Below are 23,934 nucleotides of genomic sequence, written 5' to 3'. Positions count from 1 at the left end.
CGCAGGTTGCCGCTGGCCGCCGCAAGTCACCGTCAGAGCGCGGAGTCATTCCGGGCCGATAGTATGAAGGACGATCGCCGCGCGGCCTATCGGCATTGTTCAGCCGCAGCCGCTCGCTAGCCCTGATCGCCGCCGCCGACCGGCAGCACGGTGCCGGTGATATACGACGCGTCATCGGAAGCGAGGAACAGGATCGCGCCGACCTGTTCGTCGATCGTGCCGTAGCGATGCATCAGGCTCGACGCGATCGTTTGATCGACGATGCCCTGATACCACGTCGCTTCCTGCTCGCTTTGCGGTGCCGTATTGCGCGGCACGCGGCGCGGCGGCGCTTCGGTGCCGCCGGTCGCGACCGCGTTGATGCGGATGCCGTGTTCGGCATGCTCGAACGCGAGGCTCGCGGTCAGCGCGTTGACGCCGCCCTTAGAAGCTGCATACGGCACGCGATAGATACTGCGCGTCGCAATCGACGACACGTTGACGATCGCCCCGCTCGCGCGCTTCAGCATCACGGGCAACACCGCGTGGCAGCACCACAGTGTCGGGAACAGCGAACGCCGCACCTCGGCCTCGATCTGCTCTGCTTCATATTCCTCGTACGGCTTCGCCCAGATCGTGCCGCCGACGTTGTTGACGAGCGCGTCGATGCGGCCGAACGCCTCGATCGCGAAGGCCGTCATCGCGGCCGCGCCCGCATAGGTTTCGAGGTCGGCGATGAACGCGCGCGCTTCGCCGCCTGTGCGTGCGATCTGTTCGGCCACCTCGTGCACGATCGGGGAACGGTCGACCAGCACCAAAGCCGCGCCCTCGCGCGCCGCGCGCAACGCGACGCCACGGCCGATGCCCTGGCCCGCGCCGGTCACGACGAGCACCTTGCCCTTGAAGCGATCGGTAAAGGTCGAAGTCATGCTACGTTGCTCGCAGAGAATTTTTCGTAGTAGAAGTTCACGGGCTCGACGCTGCTGTCGCGCAGCCAGCCCTGCACCGCTTCGACCATCGCGACCGGGCCGCACAGGTAGACGTCGACGTCGCCGTCGTTCAGCCATTCGCTATCCACATGCGCGGTCACGTAGCCCTTGCGCTCGTGGCTGCTCGCGGAATCGACGACGCAGGTGCGATAGCTGAAATTCGGCAGTGAGCGCTGCGCCTCTTCGATCTGTTCGAGCGCGACCAGATCGATGTCGTTGGTCACGCCGTACACGAGGCGCACCGGCTGCAGGTTGCCGCTCGCCTTTAGCACGTCGAGCATCGACAGAAACGGTGCGATGCCGGTGCCGCCCGCGAGGAACAGCACCGGACGCTGCGGATCGCGCAGATAGAAGCTGCCATACGGACCCGTGAAGCCGATCTGCTGACCAGGCTGCGCATCGTTGCTCAGAAAGCCGCTCATCTTGCCGTCCGGCACGTTGCGCACGACGAACGCCGCGCGCGTCGCGCCCGGCGCCGAGCTGAACGAGTACGACCGGCTCTCGCCGCTCGCGCCCGGAATCTCGACGTTCACGTATTGACCCGCGAGGAAGCTCGGCGCGCTCGCGCCGTCGATATCGACCGAGAAATGGATCGTCGAATCCGACAGCCGTTCGACCGCCGCGAGCGTGCCTTCGAAACGCGACACCCCGGTCTTGCACGCCGCCGACGACGCCTGCACGCGAATCACCAGATCCGAGCGCGGCCGCGTCTGGCACGCGAGGATATAGCCCTGGCTCGCTTCCTCGGGGCTCAACGCATCTTCGACGTAGCTCGACTCGGGCATGTCGTACGCACCCGATTCGCACAGCCCCCGACAGGTGCCGCACGCGCCTTCACGGCAATCGAGCGGAATGTTGATCTTCTGCCGGTAAGCGGCATCCGACAGCGTTTCGTTCTCACGGCAGCTGATGAAGCGCGTGACGCCGTCTTCGAACTGAAGTGCAATAGTGTGTTCCATGACCTGTCTCCTGCAACCGCACCGGCTAGATGTGGTAGATGTCGATGACCTGATTGATGTAGTCGTTCTTCAGCACGACGTACTTGCTCAGGATTTGCGGCTGCGCGCCGTTGAAGTCGATCACGTAGCGCGACATGCCGAAGTAGCTGTAGTTCGTCTTGTAGCGATGGCTCAGCGTGTGCCAGTTGAAGCGCACCGTGTACACGCCGTTGTCCGCGCTCTCCACTTCGACGTTGGCCACGTTGTGGCTCGTGCGCGTGTCGGGCATCGTCGCGCTCGAACGCTCGGTCTTGATGCGGAACACGCGGTCTTCGAGGCCCTGGCGGTTCGGGTAGTAGATCAGCGAAATCTCGCGCTGCGGATCGGTGACGAGCTTGTCCTCGTCGTCCCACGACGGCATCCAGAACGACGCGTCCGGGTGATAGCAGGCGAGCCACTCGTCCCATTGCTCGTCGTCGAGCAGGCGGCTTTCGCGGAACAGGAAAGCCTGAATATCGGTGATGGCGATGTTGCTCATGCGCGGCTCCCCGGCGCATTCAGCGCCTTTTTCATCGTGTCGATCCAGTAGCGGTGCTGCACCGTGTAGAGGCCCTCGTCCTCGGTCTTCACACCGCTCATCACCGGATTGAGGCCGATCTTTTGCGCGGCTTCGTCCGCGCCGTCGATCCAGTGCTTCGAACCGCGGCACATGTCGTTCCATTCGACCGCTCGGCCCGCGTAGCCCAGCTGGCAGGCGCGGAATTCCTCGAGGTCGTCGGGCGTGGCCATGCCGCTCACGTTGAAAAAGTCCTCGTATTGACGGATGCGGCGCGAGCGCGCTTCGTCGGACTCGCCCTTCGGCGCGATGCAGTAGATCGTCACCTCGGTCTTGTTGACCGACAGCGGCCGCAGCACGCGAATCTGCGAGCCGAACTGGTCCATCAGATACACGTTCGGGTAGAGGCACAGGTTGCGCGAGTTCTGGATCATCCAGTCCGCGCGCTCGGCGCCGCAGCGCGCGGCGAATTCCTCGCGGCGGCTGAAGTTCGGACGGTCTTCGGGATTCGCCCAGCGCGTCCACAGCAGCATGTGACCGTGCTCGAACGCGTAGAAGCCGCCGCCCTGACGGCCCCAGCTGCCGGCATCCATCGCGCGGATCTTGTCTTCGCGCGCGTTCTCTTCCTTGCGATGATTGGTCGTTGCCGCATAGTTCCAGTGCACGGCCGACACGTGATAACCGTCCGCGCCGTTTTCGGCGGTCAGCTTCCAGTTGCCTTCGTACGTATAGGTCGACGAGCCGCGCAGCACTTCGAGACCGTCTTCCGACTGGTCGACGATCATGTCGATGATGCGCGCGGCCTCGCCGAGGAACGTCTCGAGCGGCGGCACGTCATCGCTGAGGCTGCCGAACAGGAAGCCGCGATAGTTGCCGAAGCGCGCGAGCTTCTTCAGGTCGTGCGAGCCTTCCTTGTTGAAACAGTCGGGATAGCCGGCGTCCGCGGGGTCCTTGACCTTCAGCAGCTTGCCGCTGTTGTTGAAGGTCCAGCCGTGGAACGGGCACGTATAGGTCGCCTTGTTGCCGCGCTTGTGGCGGCACAGCATCGCGCCGCGATGGGTGCACGAGTTGATGAACGCGTTCAGCTCGCCCTGACGATTGCGTGCGATCACGACCGGCTGACGGCCCATGTAGGTCGTGAAGTAATCGTTGTTGTTCGGAATCTGGCTTTCGTGGGCCAGGTAAATCCAGTTGCCCTCGAAAATGTGCTGCATTTCGAGTTCGAACAGACGCTCGTCGGTAAACGCGCTGCGATGCAGGCGGTAATCGCCGCGCTCGCTGTCTTCGACGAGAAAGTCGTCGATGTTCTTCAGTTGCGGAGTGTGATCCGGGTAGATCGGAATCATGCGTGTCTCCTGATTCGGACTGTTGGTATGCGTGCGACGCACGCGTATAGGGAGCGGCCTGCCTGCCGGGAGGCCGGTGGCCGGTTGGTCTTTCACGTCGGGGAGCGGAGGCGGTGCGCCTCCGTATGGCGTCAGGCCGTGGCGCGCAAGCGCTCGACCTTCGGCACGGGAGGCGGGACCTGGTGCCTGAGGGAATCGGTGCACAACCCTTGCATCGGGGTTGCGATATCAGCATGTCTCATTGCTGCTCCTGAACTCTTTCTAGGTCTTGGATCCCATGCGCGAGGATTTGCCTGCGCCGTCTCCGGGGGCCGACCGACGCTTCAGACCCGGCCGAGTTATCGATGCTCGGGAGGTATAATTTTGTGGGGCGTCTACGGTAACTGAAGGATAGTTCTACGCCATTTGCATCGTCCAACACTGATTTGGTATCGCGACGATACTTAAAAGGTATTTCTATGGAACTGCGCCATCTGCGCTACTTCGTGGCCGTCGCCGAGGAATGCAATGTCACCAAGGCCGCCAAACGTCTGCATATTGCGCAGCCGCCGCTGAGCCGGCAGATCCAGCAGCTCGAAGACATCCTTGGCGTGCAACTGTTCGAGCGCAACTCGCGGCCGCTGAAGCTGACCGAGGCTGGCCGCTTCTTCTACTCGCACGCCGTGCAACTGCTCGCGCAAACGACGGAAATCGAGGCGATGACGCGGCGCGTCGGCAAGATCGAGCGCAGTTTGTCGGTGGGCTTCGTCGGCTCGACGCTGTACGGCATGCTGCCGAAAATCATCCGGCGCTTTCGTACCGAGAACAGCACCGTCGAGCTGAGCCTGCACGAGATGTCGACGATGGATCAGATCAAGGCGCTCAAGGAAGGCCGCATCGACGTCGGCTTCGGCCGCATCCGTCACGAAGACCCGAGCATCCGGCGCATCGTGCTGCGCGAAGAACGGATGATCGTCGCGCTGCCGCTCGGCCATCCGCTGATCGCCGCGAAGCCGGTGCTGTCGCTGCACGACCTGACCGGCGAAACGCTGATCATTTTCCCGAAGGCGCCACGGCCCAGTTACGCGGACCAGGTGCTCGCCGCGTTTCACGATCGCGGTCTGAAGCCGCAGCGGCTCTACGAGACGCGCGAATTGCAGATCGCGCTCGGACTCGTCGGCGCGGGCGAAGGCATCTCGATCGTGCCGGCGAGCGTGTACGGCTTGCAGCGCGGCGACGTCGCCTACAAGGACCTCGACGATCAGAACCTCGTGTCGCCGATCATCATGAGCATGCGCATGCTCGATGAATCGGCCGACATCCAGCGCATGCTCGAACTGATCTACGCGCTGTACGACGAAGAGCACATGACCTATCTGCCGCCTTCGCATTCGTAGAGCGGATTGCGCGGTCCGACGCCTAGGCGGGCGTCGCCGTAACGAAGTTGTATGGACAAGATATCCGCCACGGTATAGACCGCGGGTATACGCGAAAATTCCGGCTGCGCCCGCAGCCCTTCAATTAGCCTTTAAAGCTTGTCCACAAAGGCTTTAACGCCTATTCCCTGTCTCCTTCCCGGGTGCCTGTAAGCACTAACCCCGATTGCCGCTCATCGCTCGTACGGGATAATTTGTCTATACAACATCGCACCTCGCAGCATCCCTCCCGGAGACTTTATGAAGAAACTCGCCTTGTCCCTCGCCCTCGCGCTCGCTGCCACCGGCGCCTTCGCCAAAGATTGGTCCACGGTTCGCTTCGGCGTGGATGCGAGCTACGCGCCGTTCGAATCGAAAGCGACCGATGGCAAGCTGGTCGGCTTCGACGTCGACCTCGGCACCGAAATCTGCCGCCGTTTGAACGCGAAGTGCGTGTGGGTCGAGCAGGACTTCGACAGCATGATTCCGGCACTGAAGGCAAAGAAGTTCGACGGCGTGCTGTCGTCGATGTCGATGACGCCGCAACGCGCCGAACAGATTGCCTTCTCGACGAAGCTGTTCAACACGCCGACACGTCTCGTCGCGAAGCAGGGTTCGGGCATCCTGCCGACCGCCGACTCGCTGAAGGGCAAGACGGTGGGCGTCGAACAGGGCACGATCCAGGAAACCTACGCGAAGACCTATTGGGAGGCGAAGGGCGTGAAGGTCGTGCCGTATCAGAACCAGGACGCGGTCTATACCGACCTGCAGTCGGGCCGTCTGGACGCAGCGCTGCAGGACGCGGTGCAGGCTGACCAGGGTTTCCTGAAGACGCCGCGCGGCGCGGGCTTCGACTTCGTCGGCAAGACCATCGACGATCCGAAGATCCTCGGCAACGGCGCGGGCATCGGCATGCGCAAGGAAGACGCCGATCTGAAGACGAAGGTCGACAAGGCGATCGCCGACATGATCAAGGACGGCACCTACAAGAAGATCGAGCAGAAGTACTTCAACTTCGACGTGTACGGCAGTTAAGTCCGCCCCCACAAGCCCGCTCCACCCGCTCGCCAGGCCCCGCGCGCATGCGCGCGGTTCGCTCCTTCAACAAGGACACTCCCATGCTGTTTCAAGGCTTCGGTCCGCTGCTCCTCGCGGGCACGTGGGTAACCATCAAGCTCGCGGTGCTGTCGCTCGCGGCATCGTTTGCGCTGGGACTTCTCGGCGCCGCCGCGAAGCTGTCGACCAACCGTGCGATCTCGCGCATCGGCACGATGTACACGACGCTGATCCGCGCCGTGCCCGATCTCGTGCTGATGCTGCTGCTGTTCTACAGCATCCAGATCTGGCTCAATGATCTGACCGACATGTTCAGCATGGAGCAGATCGACATCGATCCGTTTCTCGCCGGTGTGATCACGCTGGGCTTCATTTATGGCGCGTACTTCACCGAAACCTTCCGCGGCGCGTTTCTCTCCGTGCCGCGCGGGCAGATCGAAGCGGGCTTCGCGTACGGCATGAGCGCGCGGCGCGTGTTCACCCGCATCCTGTTCCCGCAGATGATGCGCTTCGCGCTGCCCGGCATCGGCAACAACTGGCAGGTGCTCGTGAAGGCCACCGCGCTCGTGTCGATCATCGGTCTCGCGGACGTGGTCAAGGCATCGCAGGACGCCGGCAAGAGCACGCAGTCGTTCTTCTTCTTCACGCTGGCGACCGGAGCCATCTACCTCGCCATCACCACGATTTCGAATCTGCTCTTGAACCGCCTCGAGAAGCGCTACTCGATCGGCGTACGGAGGGCCGCGCTGTGATCGAACTGACTCGTCAATACTGGCAGAACTACCTGTTCACGGACGGCTTCAACTACACCGGCCTCGTCATCACGCTGTGGTTGCTGGTTGCGTCGATCGTGCTGGGTTTCGTGCTGGCCGTGCCGCTCGCGATCGCGCGCGCGTCGCGCAACCGCTACATCTCCGGACCCGTCTGGCTTTACACCTACATCTTCCGGGGCACGCCGTTATACGTTCAGTTGCTGTTGATCTACACGGGCCTCTACAGTCTGCATTTCGTCCATTCGCACCAGATGCTCGACAGCTTCTTTCGCAATGCGATGAACTGCACGCTGCTCGCGTTCGCGCTGAACGAATGCGCGTATGCCACCGAGATCTTCGCGGGCTCGATCCGGGAGACCTCGCACGGTGAAATCGAGGCGGCCCAGGCTTACGGCATGTCGAAGTTCAAGCTGTACACGCGCATCATCCTGCCTTCGGCGCTGCGCCGGGCACTGCCCTCGTACAGCAACGAGGTGATCCTGATGCTGCACGCGACGACACTCGCGTTCACGGCGACCGTCCCCGACATTCTGAAAGTGGCGCGCGACGTCAACTCCGCGACCTACGCGACGTTCCAGGCGTACGGCATCGCGGCGATCCTGTATGCGGCGATCGTGTTCGCGCTGATCTGGGGCTTCCGCAAGATGGAAATCCGATTGCTGGCTTATCTGAAACCGCAAGCGCATTAAACCCGGACGCATTCGCGTCATGATGGAGCATACGAGCATGTACAAGCTGACGGTCGACGACCTGCACAAGAAGTTCGGCGACAACGAGGTATTGAAGGGCGTCTCGCTGAAGGCGAAGGCGGGCGACGTGATTAGCCTCATCGGGTCGAGCGGCTCCGGGAAAAGCACCTTCCTGCGGTGTATCAACTTTCTCGAATCGCCGTGCTCCGGGCGCATCACGCTGAACGGAGAGGAAATCAACACGAGCAGGGATCGCAACGGCTCGCTACGCGTGACCCATCCGAAGCAGTTGCAAACGATGCGCACGTGTCTGTCGATGGTGTTCCAGCATTTCAATCTGTGGGCGCATATGACGGTGCTCGAGAACATCATCGAGGCGCCGATCAGCGTGCTGGGATTGAGCCGCGCGCAAGCCGAGGAACGCGCTCGGAAGTATCTGACCAAGGTCGGTTTGCCGGCCAGCACGGAGAAAAAATATCCGTCGCATCTGTCCGGTGGTCAGCAGCAGCGCGTCGCGATTGCTCGCGCGCTTGCGATGGAGCCGGAAGTGATGCTGTTCGACGAACCGACTTCGGCGCTCGATCCCGAACTCGTCGGCGAAGTGCTGCGTGTGATGCAGGCGCTCGCAGAAGAAGGCCGCACGATGATCGTCGTCACGCACGAAATGGGCTTTGCGCGCAACGTGTCGAATCATGTCGTATTCCTGCACAAGGGCAAGATCGAGGAGCAAGGGCATCCGCATCAGGTGCTGACGAATCCGCGCAGTGAGCGGTTGCAGCAGTTTTTGGCGGGGCGGTTGAAGTAGCGGCGGCGGGGTATGGCGCGTCGTTCAGCCTCGCGCCTTACCTCGAATCATTTCCAGAACGACTGCGCCACTCACCCGATCGCACTGGTCTGCGCGCGGTTCACAGATACACCGTGTGTTCGCTCTCGCCCTCCGGCAGCACGAGGATCACGCCTGACTCGTGTGACCGCGCCGCGAGGCTGCCCGCATCGCCGCTTTGCTGCGAAAAGAAGCGCCACGTAAAGAGCCCGGTATCGAGCTGTCGTTCGCGGTTCGATACGTCACGCGGCGCCACGTGCACGAGCAGTTCGTCGCCGACGATCTCCACGCTGTGCGGTGCCGCCGAATACGACACGTTCAGGCCGTCACGGATCAACCAGTTGCCATCGCGGAGCGAGCCCGATGCGCAAGGCCATAACGGTACGTCACCGGAGGGCTGCTGTCGAGACTCGGACGAGACGGCTTGAATGTCCTCGACAGGGTCAGGCGAGCGTCGACTAACGGTTCAACACGACCCACGCATTCCCGTCGACCGCGATCTTCACCGCATCGAGGGTGTTTCGTTCATCGCTCAGACTCTCCGTTCCGGATTGCCGAGGCTCCAGTCCCACGGACGGATCTCGACGCAATCGAACAGCCCCGCCTGCATGTACGGATCGTTGCTGACGAACTCCATCACATCGTCGATACGCTCCGCTTCGACGACCAGCAACGTGCCATTCATCGCATCGCATTGCGGCGCGAGCGTCGGACCGCCGAGGCGCACGAACACGCCACGATGCGGATTGCCGCGCAATCACGTCCGATGCACCGGACGCACCCGTTCGCACACTTCGCGCACTTCGCGCATGCCGGGCTTGTCGGTCGCGAATACCGCGAAAAAGCTTGCCATCGTCATCAACTCCGATCGAGGATGAAGTCGTAGCGCGCTTCGCGGAACGGTCCATCGAAGCCGAAGCGGCGCGCGAGTTCGTGATCCGCGGAGCACTCGCGATAGTCGACCATCAGCGAGGGCTTCACGCCGAACACCGCGTCCGAATCCAGATACGGATCCTCGCGATCGAACACATGCGTGACCAGTGTCCGATGCCCCGGCGCATCTATCATGAAGTGCAGATGCGCGGGTCGCCACGGATGCCGTCCAGTCGCTTCGAGCATGCGGCCGACCGGGCCGTCGGTCGGAATCGGATAACTGACTGGCACGATCGTCGAAATCGCGTAGCGGCCTTCGGCGTCGGTGCGAAAACGTCCACGCAGATTGCCGTGCGGCTGCTCGGTGTCCTGCCCCGAGTACATGCCGTTATCGGCGGTCTGCCAGACGTCGAGCACCGCGTTGGCAAGCGGCTCACCGTCCGTCGACAGCACGCGCCCATGCACGAGTGCGGGCGTGCCCGGCGTGAACGCGATGTTCTCGCCGTACGCGCGCTCGGGCATGCCGCGAATATAGAACGGACCGAATACGGTGGTGTCGGTCGCGCCCGTCGCGAGACGGTGATTGATCGCGTCGACGAGCATCGATACGCCGAGCGTATCCGACAACAGGATGAATTCCTGACGCACGAGTTCATCGCACATCTTGCCGGTGTCGGTCAGAAAGCGAATGGCCGACATCCATTCGGCCTCGGTCGGCTCGACTTCACGCACGAACGCATGCATGTGCCGCACGAGGCTTTGCATCAGCGTGCGCAGCCGTTCGTCGGGCGTGCCCGCGAAGCTTGCTACCACCTGCTCGGTCAGGGCCTGCTCGGCTTCTTTGCTGTCTGTCGACATGTCTTCCTCCATCGATTGTTCTGGCGGCGCCGCGTTGGCCAATGCTCAGGCGGGTTCGGCGCCCTGCCACGCACGTTGCAGCAGCGCGCGGATCGCGTCGCGCGCCACGGGACGCGGGTTCGCATACGGATTCTTGCACGCGAGATCGGCCGCTTCGTCGAGTCCCTGCTCGGCCATGCCGATCTGCGCGAGCGCCATCGGAATGCCGAGCGCGCGGTTCAGTTCGAACAGCAGCGGACCCGCGTCGGCCGCGCGCTTGCCGCCGAGCGCGCGTGCGACGCGCGCAAGCGCATCGGGCGCGGCGTCGTGGTTGTAGTGTGCCGTATGCGGCAGGTTAAACGTACCGCCCAACGTATGACACAGCTTGTGATGGGAAGTGAATGCTGTTTCGCTGCTAATCGCTGAATCTGTCAATCCGTCACACTGGATCGTGCAGGTATGCTGATTGCTCATGTTATGACGAGGCGGTTTGCGATTGACCGGTTCACCGTCACTTTGCCACCGTCTGATTGTGTCTCGAAAGGAGTGTCGATCGTGTCGCTCTCTCGCCGTCATTTCATGATACTTGCCGCATCCGTTGCCTCAACGACGGTTCTCTCGACAAAGTCAAACGCGGACGCGCCTGTGCTGTCCGAAAACGATCCGACCGCACTGGCCCTCGGATACAAGATGGACGCATCGAAGGTCGACAAGGCGAAATTCCCTCGGTACCAGCCAGGGCAGACCTGCGCCAATTGCCAACTGTATCAAGGCAAACCCGGTTCCACGAATGGGCCGTGTCCGACTTACGGGGGCAAGCTGGTCGACGCAAAAGGGTGGTGTAACGCCTACGTGAAAAAGGCGTAATTTACAGGCCGTCGTTGTCATTGGGCATACCGCTGTGTACAGCGTCAACCTACGGGTGTGGAGCGCCGTGGGATGGACGTCGCGCCCCTTAACTGCTCTTCCAGCTGTCGTCACGTCACCGTTCGCTTCATCGTAGCTCGCGCCGATAGCCGCGTTCCAGTGCGCCGTTATGACAAGGAATAACAAGCCAGCCTCCGTTCACCACCATCTCGCCTGGTCATATCCAACAGGATCGACGGTCTAGTCCGGCCACTTGCGAGATTGAGCCGCGATACCAATGGGCGTTACACGCCTCGAAACACTGGGGCCCAGGCAATCCGCCATAGTCGGGAATCACATCAAACGTTGTTTCGGCGCGTCTTGACGACTGCCGGAACGCGTCCGAAGCCGGAACTCTGAGCCGGAACGACCCGTTCCCGATCGAATTCGACGATCGAATCTTCGACGACACCTCTGATGGGGGATGAACTTACTTAAGCTCTTCGGAAGGAAACGCGGTGAGGAAGTCGAAGTCGCACCCTGCGGCGGCAGAGAGCACGTGATCGTGATAGAGCCGCTGGTAACCGCGCGCATACATCCCTTGCGCCGGACGAATCTCAGCGGCACGACGCGCCAGTTCGACCTCGTCGACCAGTAGATCGATCCGCTTGTCCCGCGCCGAGAGCCGGATCCGATCACCGTTGCGCACCAGCGCCAGCGGGCCACCGAGCGCCGCTTCTGGCGTCACGTGAAGCACGATGGTCCCGTACGCCGTGCCCGACATGCGCGCATCTGAAATCCTCACCATGTCCTTCACCCCCGCCCGCGCAAGTTTCTGCGGGATCGGCAGATAGCCGGCCTCGGGCATGCCTGAAGCACTGCGCGGCCCCGCGTTCTGCAATACGAGAACGTCGTCCGCGCGAACGTCCAGACCCGGGTCGTCGATGCGCGCGGCCAGATCTTCGAGCGAGGTAAATACCACGGCACGCCCTTCGCGTTCGAGCAGTTCGGGAGTAGCGGCGGCCACGCGTGAATGTCGGCATCGTCGATCACGGTCGCGGCGGCCACTTCGCTTTGCGCGCGCGCCATGTTGTGCGCACGGCAGATGAGCGACGTGTTTGCTGTACGAAAGCGAAGTCGCTTCGATGGAAGCGTGCTATCCCGGTGCCAACCAGACATAACGCAGCGACGGCAAGTCGTCGTGGCCGCCTTTGTCAGCGGGTTTTGGGGCAAAGCCCGAGTGTGATGGCAGCATGGCGCCCGACCGTTAGTTGCGCATCCGACAGGAAGACGTTCGGTCATCTGCGCCAACGTATCGGAGGCCGCAGTTCGGCGCGAAGCGGACGAAGTTCGCCGGTCGGACGGCTTTACACTTGTGTCTCGTCATCCCTTGCCGAGCGGCGGCCGACTCGGGAATCCCGCCATATTGCTTAGCTGGGCCAGTTCATTCGCCGCCTCGCGCAGCAGCATCGAGTACTCGTGAATCTTCTCGGTCGTCAGCCGCACCCGCGGACCGGCCAAACTGATGACGCCGACGCAACGCGAGTCGCTCACCACGGGCACCGCCACCGCTGACATGCGTGGGGCAAACACCTCGTCGATCATCGCGTAGCCACGCACGCGCGCAGCGTGCAGGAAGCCCAGCAGCGCCTTGAGCGTCGTCGGCGCATTGGGTCCAAACTCATTGGGCTGTCCAAAACCCTGCTTCAAAACCAGTGCCGCCGCCTGTTCGTCAGTCATTGTCATCAGCCATGCGTGTCCGGTCGACGTGCATGAAAGTCGTGCTGCCTGGCCCATGTCAGGATCGTAGCGAAAGCCGATGCGCTGTCCGTCCGCCTTCCCCACCCAGATGATTGCTTCGCCGTCCACCAACGACAGCCGCGCCAGTTCACCTGTCTGCGCAGCGACGCGTTCGATGATCGGCTGGGCGATATCCGCGATGCCCGTCAGGCTCAGGAATTCCAGCCCGTTCGACGTCATACGCATTGTCAGAATGTAGCGGCTGTGATCGACCAGTTGCCTGACATAGCCGCCTTCGATGAGCTCGGCGAGCACGCGGTGGCACGTGCTGCGGGGCAGGGACAAAGCGTCGGCAATCGCCAGAAGACCCGCGCCTTCGGCTTGCGTCGCCAGGAAATCAAGAATTCTCAGGCCGTTTTTGAGCGACATTTCGCGTGATTTTCATTATGCGCAATGCAGTTCCGGTGCGGAACGCCTCGCTTTCTGAGCGCAAACAATAGCACTTGTTCGTCGCCAGATACGAACGGTTCGACATATGAGGAATTCAGGAGACAACATGTCATTTTTTGCTGATTCAGGCCTTGCCGCGGAACAACAGTCCGCGCAGGCTCACTTGATGGCGCGTCGGGCGGTGGCAGGCGCAACCGTCGGAACGGCACTCGAATGGTTCGACTTCGCGCTGTATGGTGTGGTCGCGGCCACGATCTTTCCAAAGCTGTTTTTCCCATCGCTGGACCCGACCGCCTCGTTGCTCGCGTCGTTGGCTAGTTTCTGGGCAGGGCTGGCCGCACGCCCGCTAGGCGCGGTGATCTGCGGGATGCTCGGGGACCGTTGGGGACGCCGCAAACTGATGCTTATCACCGTGTCGGTAATGGGAGCTTCATCGTTCCTGATGGGGCTGTTGCCCACTTACCACCAGGTTGGCATCCTCGCGCCGACGTTGCTGGTGACACTGCGCATCATCCAGGGATTCGCGCTTGGCGGCGAGTCGACGGGCGCGCAACTGATGGCGGTCGAGCATGCGCCTGCTAACCGACGCGGTTTGTATTCGGGGCTGCTTGGCCTCTGCTCGCCACTCAGCCAGATTCTCGCCAACTTCTCGCTCTTTACACTGGCCGCGTTGCTTTCATCGGACGACTTCGACTCCTGGGGATGGCGAGTCCCGTTCCTCGCAAGCTTTGTGCTGGTGCTGCTGGGCATCTACATCCGCAGGAAGGTTAGCGAGACACCCGCCTTCGAGGCGCTCAAGAGGACTGCCGCTCCCACACGCGCTGCCAATCCGCTAGGCACCGTTTTCAAATATCACTGGCGCACCGCGCTTCGCCTGACGCTGTTCTTCTGTGGCCCGGCCGCACTGTTTTATCTGATCGTGGTTTTCTCGCTCAGCTATTTGACGAAACACCTCGGCGTACCAAAGCAGACCGGTTTCATGCTGCTGATGGTTGCGAATGTCTGTGCCATCGCGGGAGCGCTGGCGGGCGGTTATCTGAGCGATCGGATCGGACGCAAACGTGCGCTGATGATCGGCTCGTTCTGCACGCTGATCTGCTGCCTGATCTACTTTCCGATTCTCAACCAGAACTCGATCGCCATGACGATGGCCGTGATGGGCGCCTTCCTCGGCTTCACACAGTTCCAGAGCGGCATCCAGCCGGTGTGGTTCGCCGAGTCATTTCCGACCGATGCGCGCTACACGGGGTCCGCACTGTCGTACTCGGGAGCCAACCTGCTCACCGGCGGCCCGATGCCAATCGTCGCCGTGGCGCTGCTCAATGCCTTTAACGGTTCCCCTTGGGCCATCGTAGCGGTCTGCGGCTCGCTGAACCTGATCTCCTTCCTGATGATCGCAATATCCCGGGAAACCAGAGACACGGCCCTGGAACGCTCTTCTACACACTGACACCATGACTCGCAAACTCTACATCCTCAATGGCTCCAACCTGAACATGCTGGGCGCGCGGGAGCCTCATCTTTATGGCAGCACTACGCTGAAGGACATCGAACAGAACTGCCTCGCGCTGGCCGACGCCCTCGAGTTCGACTGCGTATTCCGACAAACGAACAGCGAAAGCGAGTTGATCGACTGGATCCAGGAAGCGTTCTTGCAGGACGCCGCGCTAATCATCAATCCAGCCGGCTTTTCATTCGGTCGGATTCCGGTGCTCGACGCAGTCAAGCTCATCCGCCGACCAGTAGTGGAATTGCATATCACCAACATCCACCGACGCTCGGAGGAATATCGTCACTCGACGATTTCGGTGGCGGCTACCGCGGTAATTTGCGGGGCTGGCGCAAACGGATACTTGCTAGCAATCCGCGCGATTGACGATCTGTGGGGCAACCAGACCTGAGCCGGCTCCTCGATTCATGAAGCACGCGGGCTCCTCGATGGAGCCCGCTTCGGCCGCAGCACCGGCTTACTCTGCGACGCTATCCTACGCGGCGGCACGAATGAGCCGTGTCTGCTGTGCCGTGATCAGATGGCCCGATGCCTTGAGAGAGGCGGGGAAATCCGGATGCGTATCGCGTGCAAGGCACCGTCGTTCGTAGTCTGCCAGATCGTCATACCCCCACAGGTGGGTGAACTGGTTCTGCGGCCCGACCAGACTGGTCCAAAAACCGAGCGGATGTCCAAGCGTCTCGAGCAGGATTGGCATGGCGAGCCTGTCAAACACGTCGATAAACTCGGGCATCTTGCGCAGCGCGATCGTGTAGACCCGGAAATCCAACAGGGGCTTTGCCAGATAGATGGGGCGGGTGCTCATGCGTACACCTTCTCTTTGGAGGTCATGGTTTTGGTGGCGATCGCGTTACCGGTGAGCCCGGACCGCTGGCTGACGGTGGCGTTCACGCGCGACCCGCGCTGGCTGTAACTTTCGCGGCTAGTCCCCGAAAGGGTTGCCGGTGTCCTTCACTTCGGTACTGAGGTTGTATTCCGCACGCATGGCCTTGAGTACGCCCTCGATGTCGCGCTCGAAGCCGATCGCGTTACCGAAGTGGGTCATGTTCCAGTTGCAGCCTGTCTTGTCAGCCTCTTGCAATTGCGGCCGCGGCACGCGAATCTTCACGCCATCCTCGACGATTTCCTGCAGTCGATGGATTCGCCGACTGACCTCCTGCTGAAGCTGCGAGGCATTAAGCGTCTTGCGTATCATCCAGGTCTCCTCCCGGTTGCTCGAGCCAGTCTAACGCAAGTGAGGCGTTTCGCGACCTGGCGCTGAAATGCGAAGCGCCAGAGAGAAAGCAGGCGTATTGGTTCGTGGGGGTGCGTCAGCCAGCGCCGACGCGCGCGAAAGTCTGGCGGCTTCAGACGACGTTGGTTGTGCGTCGCACCACACATTCGTTCGCTTTCTCCGTCGCCGCCTGGATTGTTTCCCCGATAGCCAGACATACGGATTACGAGGAACATAGGCATGCGCTAAAGGTTGCCAACGTGTAAAACCGGCGGGGGTAAGCATGGGACAACTCGACTTCAGTACCTTCGAGCACGAAGGTTGGGAGCGGGTCGCGCAGGCCTATCATGAGTATTTTGGTGATTTGACCGCCCAGTCGAACCAGGCCATGCTCGAAACCCTCTGCATTCGGCGGGGAGCCCGTTTTCTCGACGTCGCCTGCGGCCCGGGCTACCTCGCGGCCGCCGCCGCGCGCAGCGGCGCGGATGTCGCCGGGGTGGATTTCTCGGTCGCGATGGTCGACAAGGCGAGACGCGTCTTTCCGGCACTTGAGTTCCGCGTCGGCGACGCGGAGGCTTTGCCATTTCCCGACGCAAGCTTCTCGGCAGTGGGGATCAGCTTCGGAATGTTGCACTTTGCGCACCCCGAGCGCGCGCTCGCGGAGGCGTTTCGTGTACTGCAACCTAACGGCAGAATCGCCTTCACGGTATGGGCGACACCGAACAAGGCGGTTGGCTTCGGCATGGTATTGAAGGCGATCGAGGAGCACGGGACGACCGACGTACCCGTCCCGCCGGGACCACCCTTCTTCCGATTCAGCGATTGGGAGGAATCGAAGCGCCTGTCGCTCGATGCCGGGTTCGTCCAACCGGAGGTGCGGGAGTTGGACCTCACGCTCGTGCTTCGTGCTCCCAATACACCTTTTCATGCACTCCTGCGTGGTGGCGTGCGGGTTTCCGCGTTGCTACACGCGCAGACGCCGGCCGCGCTAGCGTCTATTGAACGGGCCGTCGCCCACGACGCGGAGGCGTATCGCAGCGATACTGGGGACCTGCGGCTTCCGATGAGCTGCGTTCTGGCTTCCGCACTCAAGCCTTAGGGCGAGCGGGTTGACTCAACTCAACTAGACCGTCGCGGCGAGCTTGAATTCATCGAACCTGGCTACTGGTGGCGATAGTTCCTGGACTTCAAGACGGTCCACCAGAGCTGCATGCGCACCGTCAACCAGCCAATGGCAGATTCGCTCGAGTTCTTCAGCGTGTCCTTGCAACACAGCCTCGACCGAACCGTCCATCCGGTTGCGCACCCAACCCGTGATGCCTCGAGCCGTGGCCTCGTCGATGCAAGCCTGCCGGTAACCTACCCCCTGCACGTGACCATATACCCTGACCAGTCTGGTCCGTAAATCGGTATCGAACTGTGGCGTCATGATGCACGTAACTCCAGGTCGGATAAGACGCAGCGCAATTGCCTCTGGTCGCTGTCGCTGTCAGTCCGGAAGCAAAAGCTCTGCTCGACACGAATCGCGGGTTCGACAGTCAACCTCCGCGCACCTCGTCGCTTTCGCCTGCCGAGTCTGTCGCCTCCCAATCCGCCTTCGTCGTTGCTGCTGGCGTCACCGGCTTGATACGTGTCCACCACGCGGTATTTGCCGGTGCATGGAAGCGGAACTGCGTGCTCCATGCCGCCCAGAACTCCCGCTGTGCGGCCTGGGACGTCGGGAGAACAAAACCTAACTTCTCAGCGAGTGCCGGCAGATAAAGGTCAAACGCTGATTTGACAACGTCGCCCCAGCTTCTTGCCTCAAGAATCGCAAGCCGATACGCAATTGCCGCAATGGCGGCCGCAATCGCAGCGTTCTGAAAAAGATCCGCCAACAGGTCATTACCGGACAGTCCGTCCGCAAGCCAGATGTCAATCGCTCGCACCAAGGTAAAGATGGACGTAAAGGTACCCAGAACGACGAGTCCGACCAGAAAGTCAACTGGAGCTCTCGCATCCGCAATGATTGCCTGATAGTCCTTTGGGATGACTGCAAGAAGACGCGGCCATACGAATATGCTGTCAACCTTATAGACTTCGCTCGAGTAACCCTCGAATGCACGCAACGTATTCCCAAAGGCCGTAGGAAGAACGAGATTTTCATACCGGGGGAAATCACGGGCGTTCCGCTCCTGGTTGCGGTACAGCCTCGCCCTTACGGTGGCTCGGTTCGATTCAGCCTTTCTGTATTCCAACGATTCCTTTGAGGCTTTAAGCCGCTCGATTGTACTGTTCTCTGTAGCGAGTTCCGTACGGAGGCGTTCTATGAGGTCCAGCTGACGATTGCGGCGATTTCGCTCATTGCGCTTCCAGGCCTCGCGATTGAATGGCCATTTGTATCCTTCGAGGACCTGATAAAACCAGTTGTTCAATACCAACAGGATCAGCGATAGGACCCATACGATGATGAGGAAAGAGAACAGGCTTCCAACCTTGTCGCTGTCCGAGGTCGCTTTGTGTAGCAAATCGCAAAATGGCGGGATATCGGCGTTTGCCGCGAGAAAGCCTGTAAAGCCAAGCAGGGCCGGCAAAAAGAAGCCGAGGATAAATGCTTTGTCCAGCAGTTTCGATAGGCCCGAGAGCATCGGAGATTATCCCTTGGGAAGTTCAGCGACGCACTGGCGGTGGGTTGTCGTCATCTGGGTCCTGCTGCGACTGTCCCGGAAGACCTCCGAATTGAAGAGCCCGGTGAACCGCATTCAAATCGATGCTTGCCAGTTTGCTCGGCGGCGTTGCTGAGCCGGAGTCGTCTACAAGATGCTGATAGAGGAAATCGACAACCGCACTGAGGGCATTGAGGGCGCTCGCGTAATCTCGTGCAATCGCCAGGTCGTGGACTTCTACGGCCCGCCTCATCACCAATTCGCGTAGCGGTTCCGGTGCTGATTCGTATTGGCGAGCAAACGCGGCGTTCCGTTTGATCTCTTCAAGCCGGTCGATCGCTATTGAGGCACTGCGGCGGGTCCGCCCCCTAGGTACATGCGTGGCGCTGCGCCCGACCACTTTTGTCAGCAGTTCGACGATTTCACGAGATGAGTTTTCTTTCATCCTGGCTCTCCAAGGGGAAAACACACTCGCCTCCCCGGCCCCGCCCGGTCGTCAATGCTCGAACCGTTACTCGATGTTAGTACAGCTGTTCGGTAGGAGGAAACAGTATATCGGTGCGCACGCCGCAGAAGTGTCACGTGGACTTCGCAACAAGTGAACTATCGCCGGGTTCCTCGCTGCCTCGCACATACGGTTGGTCAAGCGAGCGGCACAGGACAATCCCTGAACGCTTGCCGGGCAATGTTCAGGAACGTGCGGGCGCAATTCTCCGCAGCGAAATGTTGGTTTCGGACCGTCGCTGCCCGGTCAAAGTGTAGGGCGAGTCCCACCACCGAGTCCAAGTCGCCACTGTCACGCGAGCATTCAACGCCTACGCAGCCCGTTAGCGGCACGCTTGCCTGACAGCCCCTCCGTCGGCACGGTCTTTGCATCCAGAAACTGCGTCAACCGGAGATAGCCATGATGCGATGTTTTGCGGACGTCGCTCCCAAGCAAGCGCTGCGCGGCAGTGCAGCCGTACTTGCTGCCACCTTACTCCTAACAGCATACGGGACGGGAATGGCGGCATTCGCCGGACTGCTTCCGAAATCCGACGGGGTAGCGACCGCAGTGACCGCTACGCCGTTGGTCGAACTGCAGACCACGATGACGAATCTATTCGAATCCGGTTACGAGGACATTTCCGCAGCTGCTGACTAAGCTCGCCCGCAAGCTCGGCGGTGCCGCGCCGCGCCACGTGATATCACTGTCGGAACCGACTTCACCGTTCATCAGGTGTTGAACGCGGTTCGTCTTCAACTCTGTTCTCTGCCATTAGCTATGCTTCTCTCTGTGTCTTGCGCCCGCCGCGAAGCACAGCCACCAAACACCGGCACAGTCGCTTGCGCACGACCCAATGATCGGTCCGACAGGTACCGTTACGTCACCAGCGGGTAGGCACGGTCGCATTGATTGCGTTCGAGCAATCCCCAACACCTGGCGGGCCACCGCGTACTGCACGAACATAGGAGCGAAACGTGGCAAATATTGACTTCGAGAACCTCTGGCAGTTGTTTCCAGTCACCGACGATATTCCCGATTCCGCCCGCCTCGCGGAGCCGATTCATCAGCGCGTCTCGCTCGTCGACGGAGAACTGAAGGCATGGGATGGCGCCTGCAAGAGCGTGCAGTCGCCAGTCTGCGTGCGACAAGCCTCCGGCGACGCTGAACAGGTCGTAATTGGCAGTTATCCGGTCATGGGCGAGGTCGAGAGCGATGCCGCGCTGAACGCGGCCGTGCGAGCCTACGATCACGGCCGCGGTGAGTGGCCAACGATGACAGTCGCGCAGCGCATCGGCTGCATGCAAGACTTCATTCGTCTCATGGCGGCCAGGCGCCATGAGATCGTGAATCTGATCATGTGGGAAATCGGCAAGAGCCTTGTCGATTCGCAGAAGGAGTTCGACCGCACCATCAGCTATATGCAAGACACTATCTCGGCGCTCAAGGAGCTAGACAACAGCAACTCGCGCTTTGTCATCGCCGAGGGCACCATCGGCCAGATTCGCCGCACCCCGCTGGGCGTCGTGCTGTGCATGGGGCCTTACAACTATCCGCTGAACGAAACGTTCGCGACGCTCATTCCCGCATTGCTGATGGGCAACACCGTCGTGTTCAAGCCGCCCCAATATGGCACGCTGTTGTTCTTTCCACTGCTCGAGGCTTTCCGCTCTGCTTTCCCGAAAGGCGTCGTCAACACGATTTATGCACCGGGTGCGGTGGTGGTGCCACACATGCTCGCCTCAGGAAAGATCGACGTGCTTGCCCTCATCGGCTCAAGCAAGGTTGCAGACCACCTGAAAAAACAGCACCCAAAGTCGCATCGGCTACGCGCCGTTCTAGGCCTTGACGCCAAAAACGCCGCGATTGTGTTGGCTGACGCCGACATAGACCTCGCCGTGAAGGAATGTCTGCTCGGTACGTTGTCGTTCAATGGTCAACGGTGCACAGCGCTCAAGATATTGATGGTGCACCGCTCGATCGTCGATACGTTTCTTCAGCGCTTTAACGCAGCGCTCAAAAATCTCAAGGTGGGCATGCCGTGGGAACAGGGTGTGTCCATTACACCGCTGCCGGGGATGCATCGCACGGCCTACATGACTCAGGCAATTGACGATGCGAAAGCGAAAGGCGCGGCGGTCGTGAACGAAGGTGGTGGCGTGTTCTGCAAAACTCTTTTCTATCCGGCCGTGGTGTACCCCGTGAAGGAAGGGATGATGCTCTATCGTGAGGAGCAGTTCGGACCGATCATCCCAGTCGTGCCGTTCGATGACATCGATACACCACTCGAGTATGTCATCACTTCGGACCACGGTCAGCAGGTCAGCATTTTCGGCACCGACGCTGCCCAAATTGGCTCGCTGGTCGACCCGCTCGTCAATCAGGTGTGCCGCGTCAATCTCAACAGCCAGTGCCAGCGAGGCCCAGACGTCTTTCCATTTGCCGGCCGCAAGGATTCTGCGGAAGGTACGCTATCGGTCACCGATGCGTTGCGCGCGTTCTCGATTCGCTCCATGGTCGCGGCCAGGGAGACCGACCTGAACAAGACGCTGCTCGATACGATGGTCACGAATCATCACTCGAAGTTCGTGAACACCGGTTTTATCTTTTAGCGGCTCGATGGGTATCGAGCTCGAGTCCCGGTGCGGAGATTCAGCGCGCGATGCCGTAAAGGTCAGCGCATCGTGCGCATGGTTGAGTGAAAGGGTCCATTCGTCAGTTGGGGCGATTTCGCACGACGTCCGGCCAGTCGATGCCCGTCGAAAAGCATAGGTTTAAAAGCGACGAATATTTGCGACGTCCTATGGCGCTGCTTCATGCATCGACCCAACGCTTTTCCCTGGTGCAGGATGCGCGGAGCGGGTCACTGCCGGTCCGGATGAGCCAAGCCCGGTTGCTCGATAATCTGCTCGTATTGTTCCACACCGACTACGGCTCGGTATTCCTGCATCAGCCGGATGAGCGCCTGCGACGCCCTGGAAATCACACCGTAGACTTCCAGCTGCTCGGCGTGCACCAGCGCCTGCCCCAAAGTCATGGCCACGTCAGTCTCCTTATTGCAGTTGAACAGCGAGCAAGTCGTTGGCGAACGCGGGCCGGGCGGAGGCGAACTCCATCAGGTCGAGGAAGCCCTCGCTGACCGCAAACTCATGCAGCGCATCATCGCCGCTGTCAGCTTTGATGCGACCGTAGCTTTCGACCATTTTCAGGTCGGTAATCAAGTACATCATCTCAACCTCTTTCTGTCTGGGAATGCCCCGAGTTGTCGCGCTCATACCTCGACGGAAAGAATGCGCCCCGTCGGGCCGTTGTCGTCTCATGCTTCGGTCCGAAGAGTACGTAGCGTGGCTTAATTCAAGCTTAAACAATGCCAACGATGAGAACGCCTCGCCGCAACGGAGATTCGGCGGCGCCCAATCGGAAAACCTCGCGGAATAGCATTCAATCCGTCGCGAAGCGGTTGAACACTGGACGGTCGTTTGGCGGGGAGAATAAAGTGCCATCGGGTCACTTGCTCGATGGCGGAGCAAGCGGCTGTTATTGAATGTCAGTCCGCAATCTCCGGCTCGACCAGCTTCGCCAGTTGCGCGAGCGACTCCTGCCAGCCGAGGTAACACATCTCGACCGGAATCATCTCAGGGATGCCTTCCTGCATGATGTTCAGTTCGGTCCCGCACGACACCTGCCGCAACGAAACGGTCGTGTGCATCTGACCGGGCACATTCGGGTCGTCGAAATGGTCCGAATAGCGGATCTTTTCGAACGGCACCAGTTCGACGTACTCGCCGCCGAACGAGTGCCCCTTGCCCGAGCCGAAGTTATGAAACGACATCCTGTAGGTGCCGCCGACGCGCGGATCCATCTGATGCACGTCGCAGATGAAGCCATACGGCGGTAGCCATTTCGCCATCGCGGCGGGTTCGAGGAACGCGCGATAGATACGCTCGGGCGTCGTGCGCAAGACACGGTGGAATTTGACGGTTCCGGTAGCCATGATGAGTGTGCCTTTCACTGGAGGGGTTGGACATACTGTCACGACGCGCCCGCGTTGCGGGAATCGACACGCACGAGACCAGGCAAAACCCGTAGACGGTTGACACTCGTTTAACAGGTATATCGCCCCATACGGACTGCGTTGCGGTCGAAGCGTCCCCGGTCGCCATAGCGTCCCCGTCCTTTTTAGAGGATCGATGATTGCAACGCATCAGGGACCGCCGGCCTACGCCGCCATTGAAGTCCGGATGCATGGCTGCAATCGTTACCTTCAATCCGTTCCAAACGAGAACGTGGCAAGCCGGGGGCGTCCATGCATGGTGTATAGGCAACTTGATGAGCAGGGACTTCAGGCGGCGAGTTTCTGCTGAACCGGTTGATCGTCTTTCACCGGTTCGCCATCCCTGAAGGCAATGCCTTCCAGCAACAGCTTGATCTTTTCGGGCCCGTTGACGCGGCGCCAGGTTTTCTCGGCTTCCTCGATCAGCTTGAATGCCAGACCAAGGAAGGTTGGTCGCGACACACAGTTGCGCGTGCGCGTCGTACGGTGTCGCACCGTCGCGAACGTCGACTCAATCGCATTCGTGGTCCGCAAATGCTGCCAGTGCTCAGCCGGGAAGTCGTAAAACGCCAGCAGGCTTTCCCGGTCCGTCTTCAACGTTTCCGTTGCCTTCGGATATTTCGCCGCGTAGACCGTCACGAAACGATCAAACGCGCCTTCCATTCGCCATTCGAGGTCTTTGCCGCAACACTTGCTTCAGCAGCTCAACCTCAACGCTCTAAACATTAAATCCGCCGTT

Annotated in this window: 26 protein-coding genes and 3 pseudogenes; 10 read left to right on the top strand and 19 right to left on the bottom strand. The window is 60.7% G+C overall.

The features are described from left to right. Positions 1-116: 116 nt before the first annotated feature. From F6X40_RS04295 to benA, 4 genes are read right to left on the bottom strand one after another with little or no spacing between them, the layout of a single operon-like run. Entirely contained in the window at positions 117-908 is a 792-nt protein-coding gene (locus F6X40_RS04295; RefSeq protein WP_187626929.1) for a 1,6-dihydroxycyclohexa-2,4-diene-1-carboxylate dehydrogenase, read from the bottom strand. Further along, positions 905-1,927 carry a benzoate 1,2-dioxygenase electron transfer component BenC gene (gene benC / locus F6X40_RS04290; RefSeq protein WP_187626928.1) on the bottom strand — a complete coding sequence of 341 codons (1,023 nt, stop codon included), beginning with the start codon at positions 1,925-1,927 and terminating at the stop codon, positions 905-907. The genes F6X40_RS04295 and benC overlap by 4 nt, the downstream gene beginning before the upstream one ends. A gap of 25 nt (positions 1,928-1,952) precedes the next feature. Next, on the bottom strand, positions 1,953-2,444 hold the full coding sequence (gene benB, locus F6X40_RS04285; protein WP_184023816.1) for a benzoate 1,2-dioxygenase small subunit: 492 nt from the start codon (positions 2,442-2,444) through the stop codon (positions 1,953-1,955). Next, positions 2,441-3,808, bottom strand: coding sequence for a benzoate 1,2-dioxygenase large subunit (gene benA / locus F6X40_RS04280; RefSeq protein WP_187626927.1), 1,368 nt, complete (start codon positions 3,806-3,808; stop codon positions 2,441-2,443). The genes benB and benA overlap by 4 nt, the downstream gene beginning before the upstream one ends. A gap of 458 nt (positions 3,809-4,266) precedes the next feature. On the opposite strand from benA, the gene F6X40_RS04275 reads away from it, so the two are divergent. The 5 genes from F6X40_RS04275 to F6X40_RS04255 all read left to right on the top strand — a co-directional run bounded on the left by F6X40_RS04275 (position 4,267) and on the right by F6X40_RS04255 (position 8,525). Then, positions 4,267-5,184: a LysR family transcriptional regulator gene (locus tag F6X40_RS04275; protein ID WP_187626926.1), complete on the top strand. Its 918-nt coding sequence runs from the start codon at positions 4,267-4,269 to the stop codon at positions 5,182-5,184. A gap of 279 nt (positions 5,185-5,463) precedes the next feature. Further along, positions 5,464-6,237, top strand: coding sequence for an ABC transporter substrate-binding protein (locus F6X40_RS04270; protein ID WP_187626925.1), 774 nt, complete (start codon positions 5,464-5,466; stop codon positions 6,235-6,237). Between the two features lie 83 nt (positions 6,238-6,320). Then, the gene (locus F6X40_RS04265; protein ID WP_184069456.1) at positions 6,321-7,010 is read left to right on the top strand and encodes an ABC transporter permease; all 690 of its coding nucleotides are present in this window, start codon (positions 6,321-6,323) and stop codon (positions 7,008-7,010) included. Then, positions 7,007-7,720, top strand: coding sequence for an ABC transporter permease (locus tag F6X40_RS04260; protein ID WP_090810803.1), 714 nt, complete (start codon positions 7,007-7,009; stop codon positions 7,718-7,720). The genes F6X40_RS04265 and F6X40_RS04260 overlap by 4 nt, the downstream gene beginning before the upstream one ends. Positions 7,721-7,757: 37 nt before the next feature. Further along, positions 7,758-8,525: an ABC transporter ATP-binding protein gene (locus F6X40_RS04255; RefSeq protein WP_184023798.1), complete on the top strand. Its 768-nt coding sequence runs from the start codon at positions 7,758-7,760 to the stop codon at positions 8,523-8,525. Positions 8,526-8,625: 100 nt separating this feature from the next. Here F6X40_RS04255 and F6X40_RS04250 read toward each other — a convergent pair whose 3' ends face one another. The 4 genes and pseudogenes from F6X40_RS04250 to F6X40_RS04235 all read right to left on the bottom strand — a co-directional run bounded on the left by F6X40_RS04250 (position 8,626) and on the right by F6X40_RS04235 (position 10,727). Further along, complete coding sequence (locus F6X40_RS04250) at positions 8,626-8,880, bottom strand: hypothetical protein (protein WP_184069452.1); 255 nt, start codon at positions 8,878-8,880, stop codon at positions 8,626-8,628. Between the two features lie 195 nt (positions 8,881-9,075). Next, positions 9,076-9,396 (bottom strand): annotated as a pseudogene (locus tag F6X40_RS04245) (YciI family protein). A 5-nt stretch (positions 9,397-9,401) separates the two neighbouring features. After that, positions 9,402-10,274, bottom strand: coding sequence for an intradiol ring-cleavage dioxygenase (locus F6X40_RS04240; RefSeq protein ID WP_187626924.1), 873 nt, complete (start codon positions 10,272-10,274; stop codon positions 9,402-9,404). 45 nt (positions 10,275-10,319) lie between these two features. Beyond that, entirely contained in the window at positions 10,320-10,727 is a 408-nt protein-coding gene (locus F6X40_RS04235) for an iron-containing alcohol dehydrogenase (RefSeq protein WP_262421362.1), read from the bottom strand. Positions 10,728-10,808: 81 nt separating this feature from the next. Between F6X40_RS04235 and F6X40_RS04230 the strand changes: the two genes are divergently transcribed. After that, a complete protein-coding gene (locus F6X40_RS04230) occupies positions 10,809-11,120 on the top strand; it encodes a high-potential iron-sulfur protein (RefSeq protein WP_184069709.1) in 312 nt (103 codons plus the stop codon). Between the two features lie 469 nt (positions 11,121-11,589). On the opposite strand, the pseudogene F6X40_RS04225 reads toward F6X40_RS04230, so the two are convergent. Beyond that, positions 11,590-12,123: pseudogene (locus F6X40_RS04225) on the bottom strand (dihydroxy-acid dehydratase); the annotation flags it as partial. Positions 12,124-12,482: 359 nt separating this feature from the next. Next, positions 12,483-13,268 (bottom strand): IclR family transcriptional regulator, encoded by a 786-nt coding sequence (locus F6X40_RS04220; protein WP_187626923.1) that lies wholly within the window; start codon positions 13,266-13,268, stop codon positions 12,483-12,485. 127 nt (positions 13,269-13,395) lie between these two features. On the opposite strand from F6X40_RS04220, the gene F6X40_RS04215 reads away from it, so the two are divergent. Next, the gene (locus F6X40_RS04215) at positions 13,396-14,739 is read left to right on the top strand and encodes an MFS transporter (RefSeq protein WP_410452383.1); all 1,344 of its coding nucleotides are present in this window, start codon (positions 13,396-13,398) and stop codon (positions 14,737-14,739) included. A 4-nt stretch (positions 14,740-14,743) separates the two neighbouring features. Further along, a complete protein-coding gene (locus tag F6X40_RS04210; protein WP_090810774.1) occupies positions 14,744-15,190 on the top strand; it encodes a type II 3-dehydroquinate dehydratase in 447 nt (148 codons plus the stop codon). An 84-nt stretch (positions 15,191-15,274) separates the two neighbouring features. Here F6X40_RS04210 and F6X40_RS04205 read toward each other — a convergent pair whose 3' ends face one another. Beyond that, positions 15,275-15,604, bottom strand: coding sequence for an NIPSNAP family protein (locus tag F6X40_RS04205; protein ID WP_187626922.1), 330 nt, complete (start codon positions 15,602-15,604; stop codon positions 15,275-15,277). Between the two features lie 117 nt (positions 15,605-15,721). After that, positions 15,722-15,994, bottom strand: a complete 273-nt coding sequence (locus tag F6X40_RS04200; protein WP_184005456.1) for a hypothetical protein — start codon at positions 15,992-15,994, stop codon at positions 15,722-15,724. 301 nt (positions 15,995-16,295) lie between these two features. On the opposite strand from F6X40_RS04200, the gene F6X40_RS04195 reads away from it, so the two are divergent. Then, a complete protein-coding gene (locus tag F6X40_RS04195; protein WP_187626921.1) occupies positions 16,296-17,111 on the top strand; it encodes a class I SAM-dependent methyltransferase in 816 nt (271 codons plus the stop codon). 24 nt (positions 17,112-17,135) lie between these two features. On the opposite strand, the gene F6X40_RS04190 is transcribed toward F6X40_RS04195, so the two are convergent. The 3 genes from F6X40_RS04190 to F6X40_RS04180 form a co-directional block, all read right to left on the bottom strand. After that, positions 17,136-17,441, bottom strand: coding sequence for an acylphosphatase (locus F6X40_RS04190; RefSeq protein WP_184074453.1), 306 nt, complete (start codon positions 17,439-17,441; stop codon positions 17,136-17,138). 109 nt (positions 17,442-17,550) lie between these two features. Then, a complete protein-coding gene (locus F6X40_RS04185; RefSeq protein WP_187626920.1) occupies positions 17,551-18,639 on the bottom strand; it encodes a hypothetical protein in 1,089 nt (362 codons plus the stop codon). 22 nt (positions 18,640-18,661) lie between these two features. Then, entirely contained in the window at positions 18,662-19,102 is a 441-nt protein-coding gene (locus F6X40_RS04180; RefSeq protein ID WP_187626919.1) for a hypothetical protein, read from the bottom strand. A gap of 1,016 nt (positions 19,103-20,118) precedes the next feature. Between F6X40_RS04180 and F6X40_RS04175 the strand changes: the two genes are divergently transcribed. Further along, positions 20,119-21,753: an NADP-dependent glyceraldehyde-3-phosphate dehydrogenase gene (locus F6X40_RS04175; RefSeq protein WP_316251786.1), complete on the top strand. Its 1,635-nt coding sequence runs from the start codon at positions 20,119-20,121 to the stop codon at positions 21,751-21,753. Between the two features lie 251 nt (positions 21,754-22,004). Here F6X40_RS04175 and F6X40_RS04170 read toward each other — a convergent pair whose 3' ends face one another. The 4 genes and pseudogenes from F6X40_RS04170 to F6X40_RS04155 all read right to left on the bottom strand — a co-directional run. Continuing rightward, a complete protein-coding gene (locus tag F6X40_RS04170; protein WP_187626918.1) occupies positions 22,005-22,184 on the bottom strand; it encodes a hypothetical protein in 180 nt (59 codons plus the stop codon). Positions 22,185-22,194: 10 nt separating this feature from the next. Further along, positions 22,195-22,371, bottom strand: a complete 177-nt coding sequence (locus tag F6X40_RS04165) for a hypothetical protein (protein WP_184005448.1) — start codon at positions 22,369-22,371, stop codon at positions 22,195-22,197. A 317-nt stretch (positions 22,372-22,688) separates the two neighbouring features. After that, the gene (locus F6X40_RS04160) at positions 22,689-23,135 is read right to left on the bottom strand and encodes an SRPBCC family protein (protein WP_187626917.1); all 447 of its coding nucleotides are present in this window, start codon (positions 23,133-23,135) and stop codon (positions 22,689-22,691) included. Positions 23,136-23,483: 348 nt separating this feature from the next. After that, positions 23,484-23,849: pseudogene (locus F6X40_RS04155) on the bottom strand (transposase); the annotation flags it as partial. Between the last annotated feature and the right edge of the window lie 85 nt (positions 23,850-23,934).

The organism is Paraburkholderia sp. UCT31, assembly GCF_014397655.1.
Lineage (GTDB): Bacteria > Pseudomonadota > Gammaproteobacteria > Burkholderiales > Burkholderiaceae > Paraburkholderia > Paraburkholderia tuberum.
Note: the sequence above shows the minus strand (reverse complement) of the source record. Positions and strands in the feature narration are given on the sequence as shown.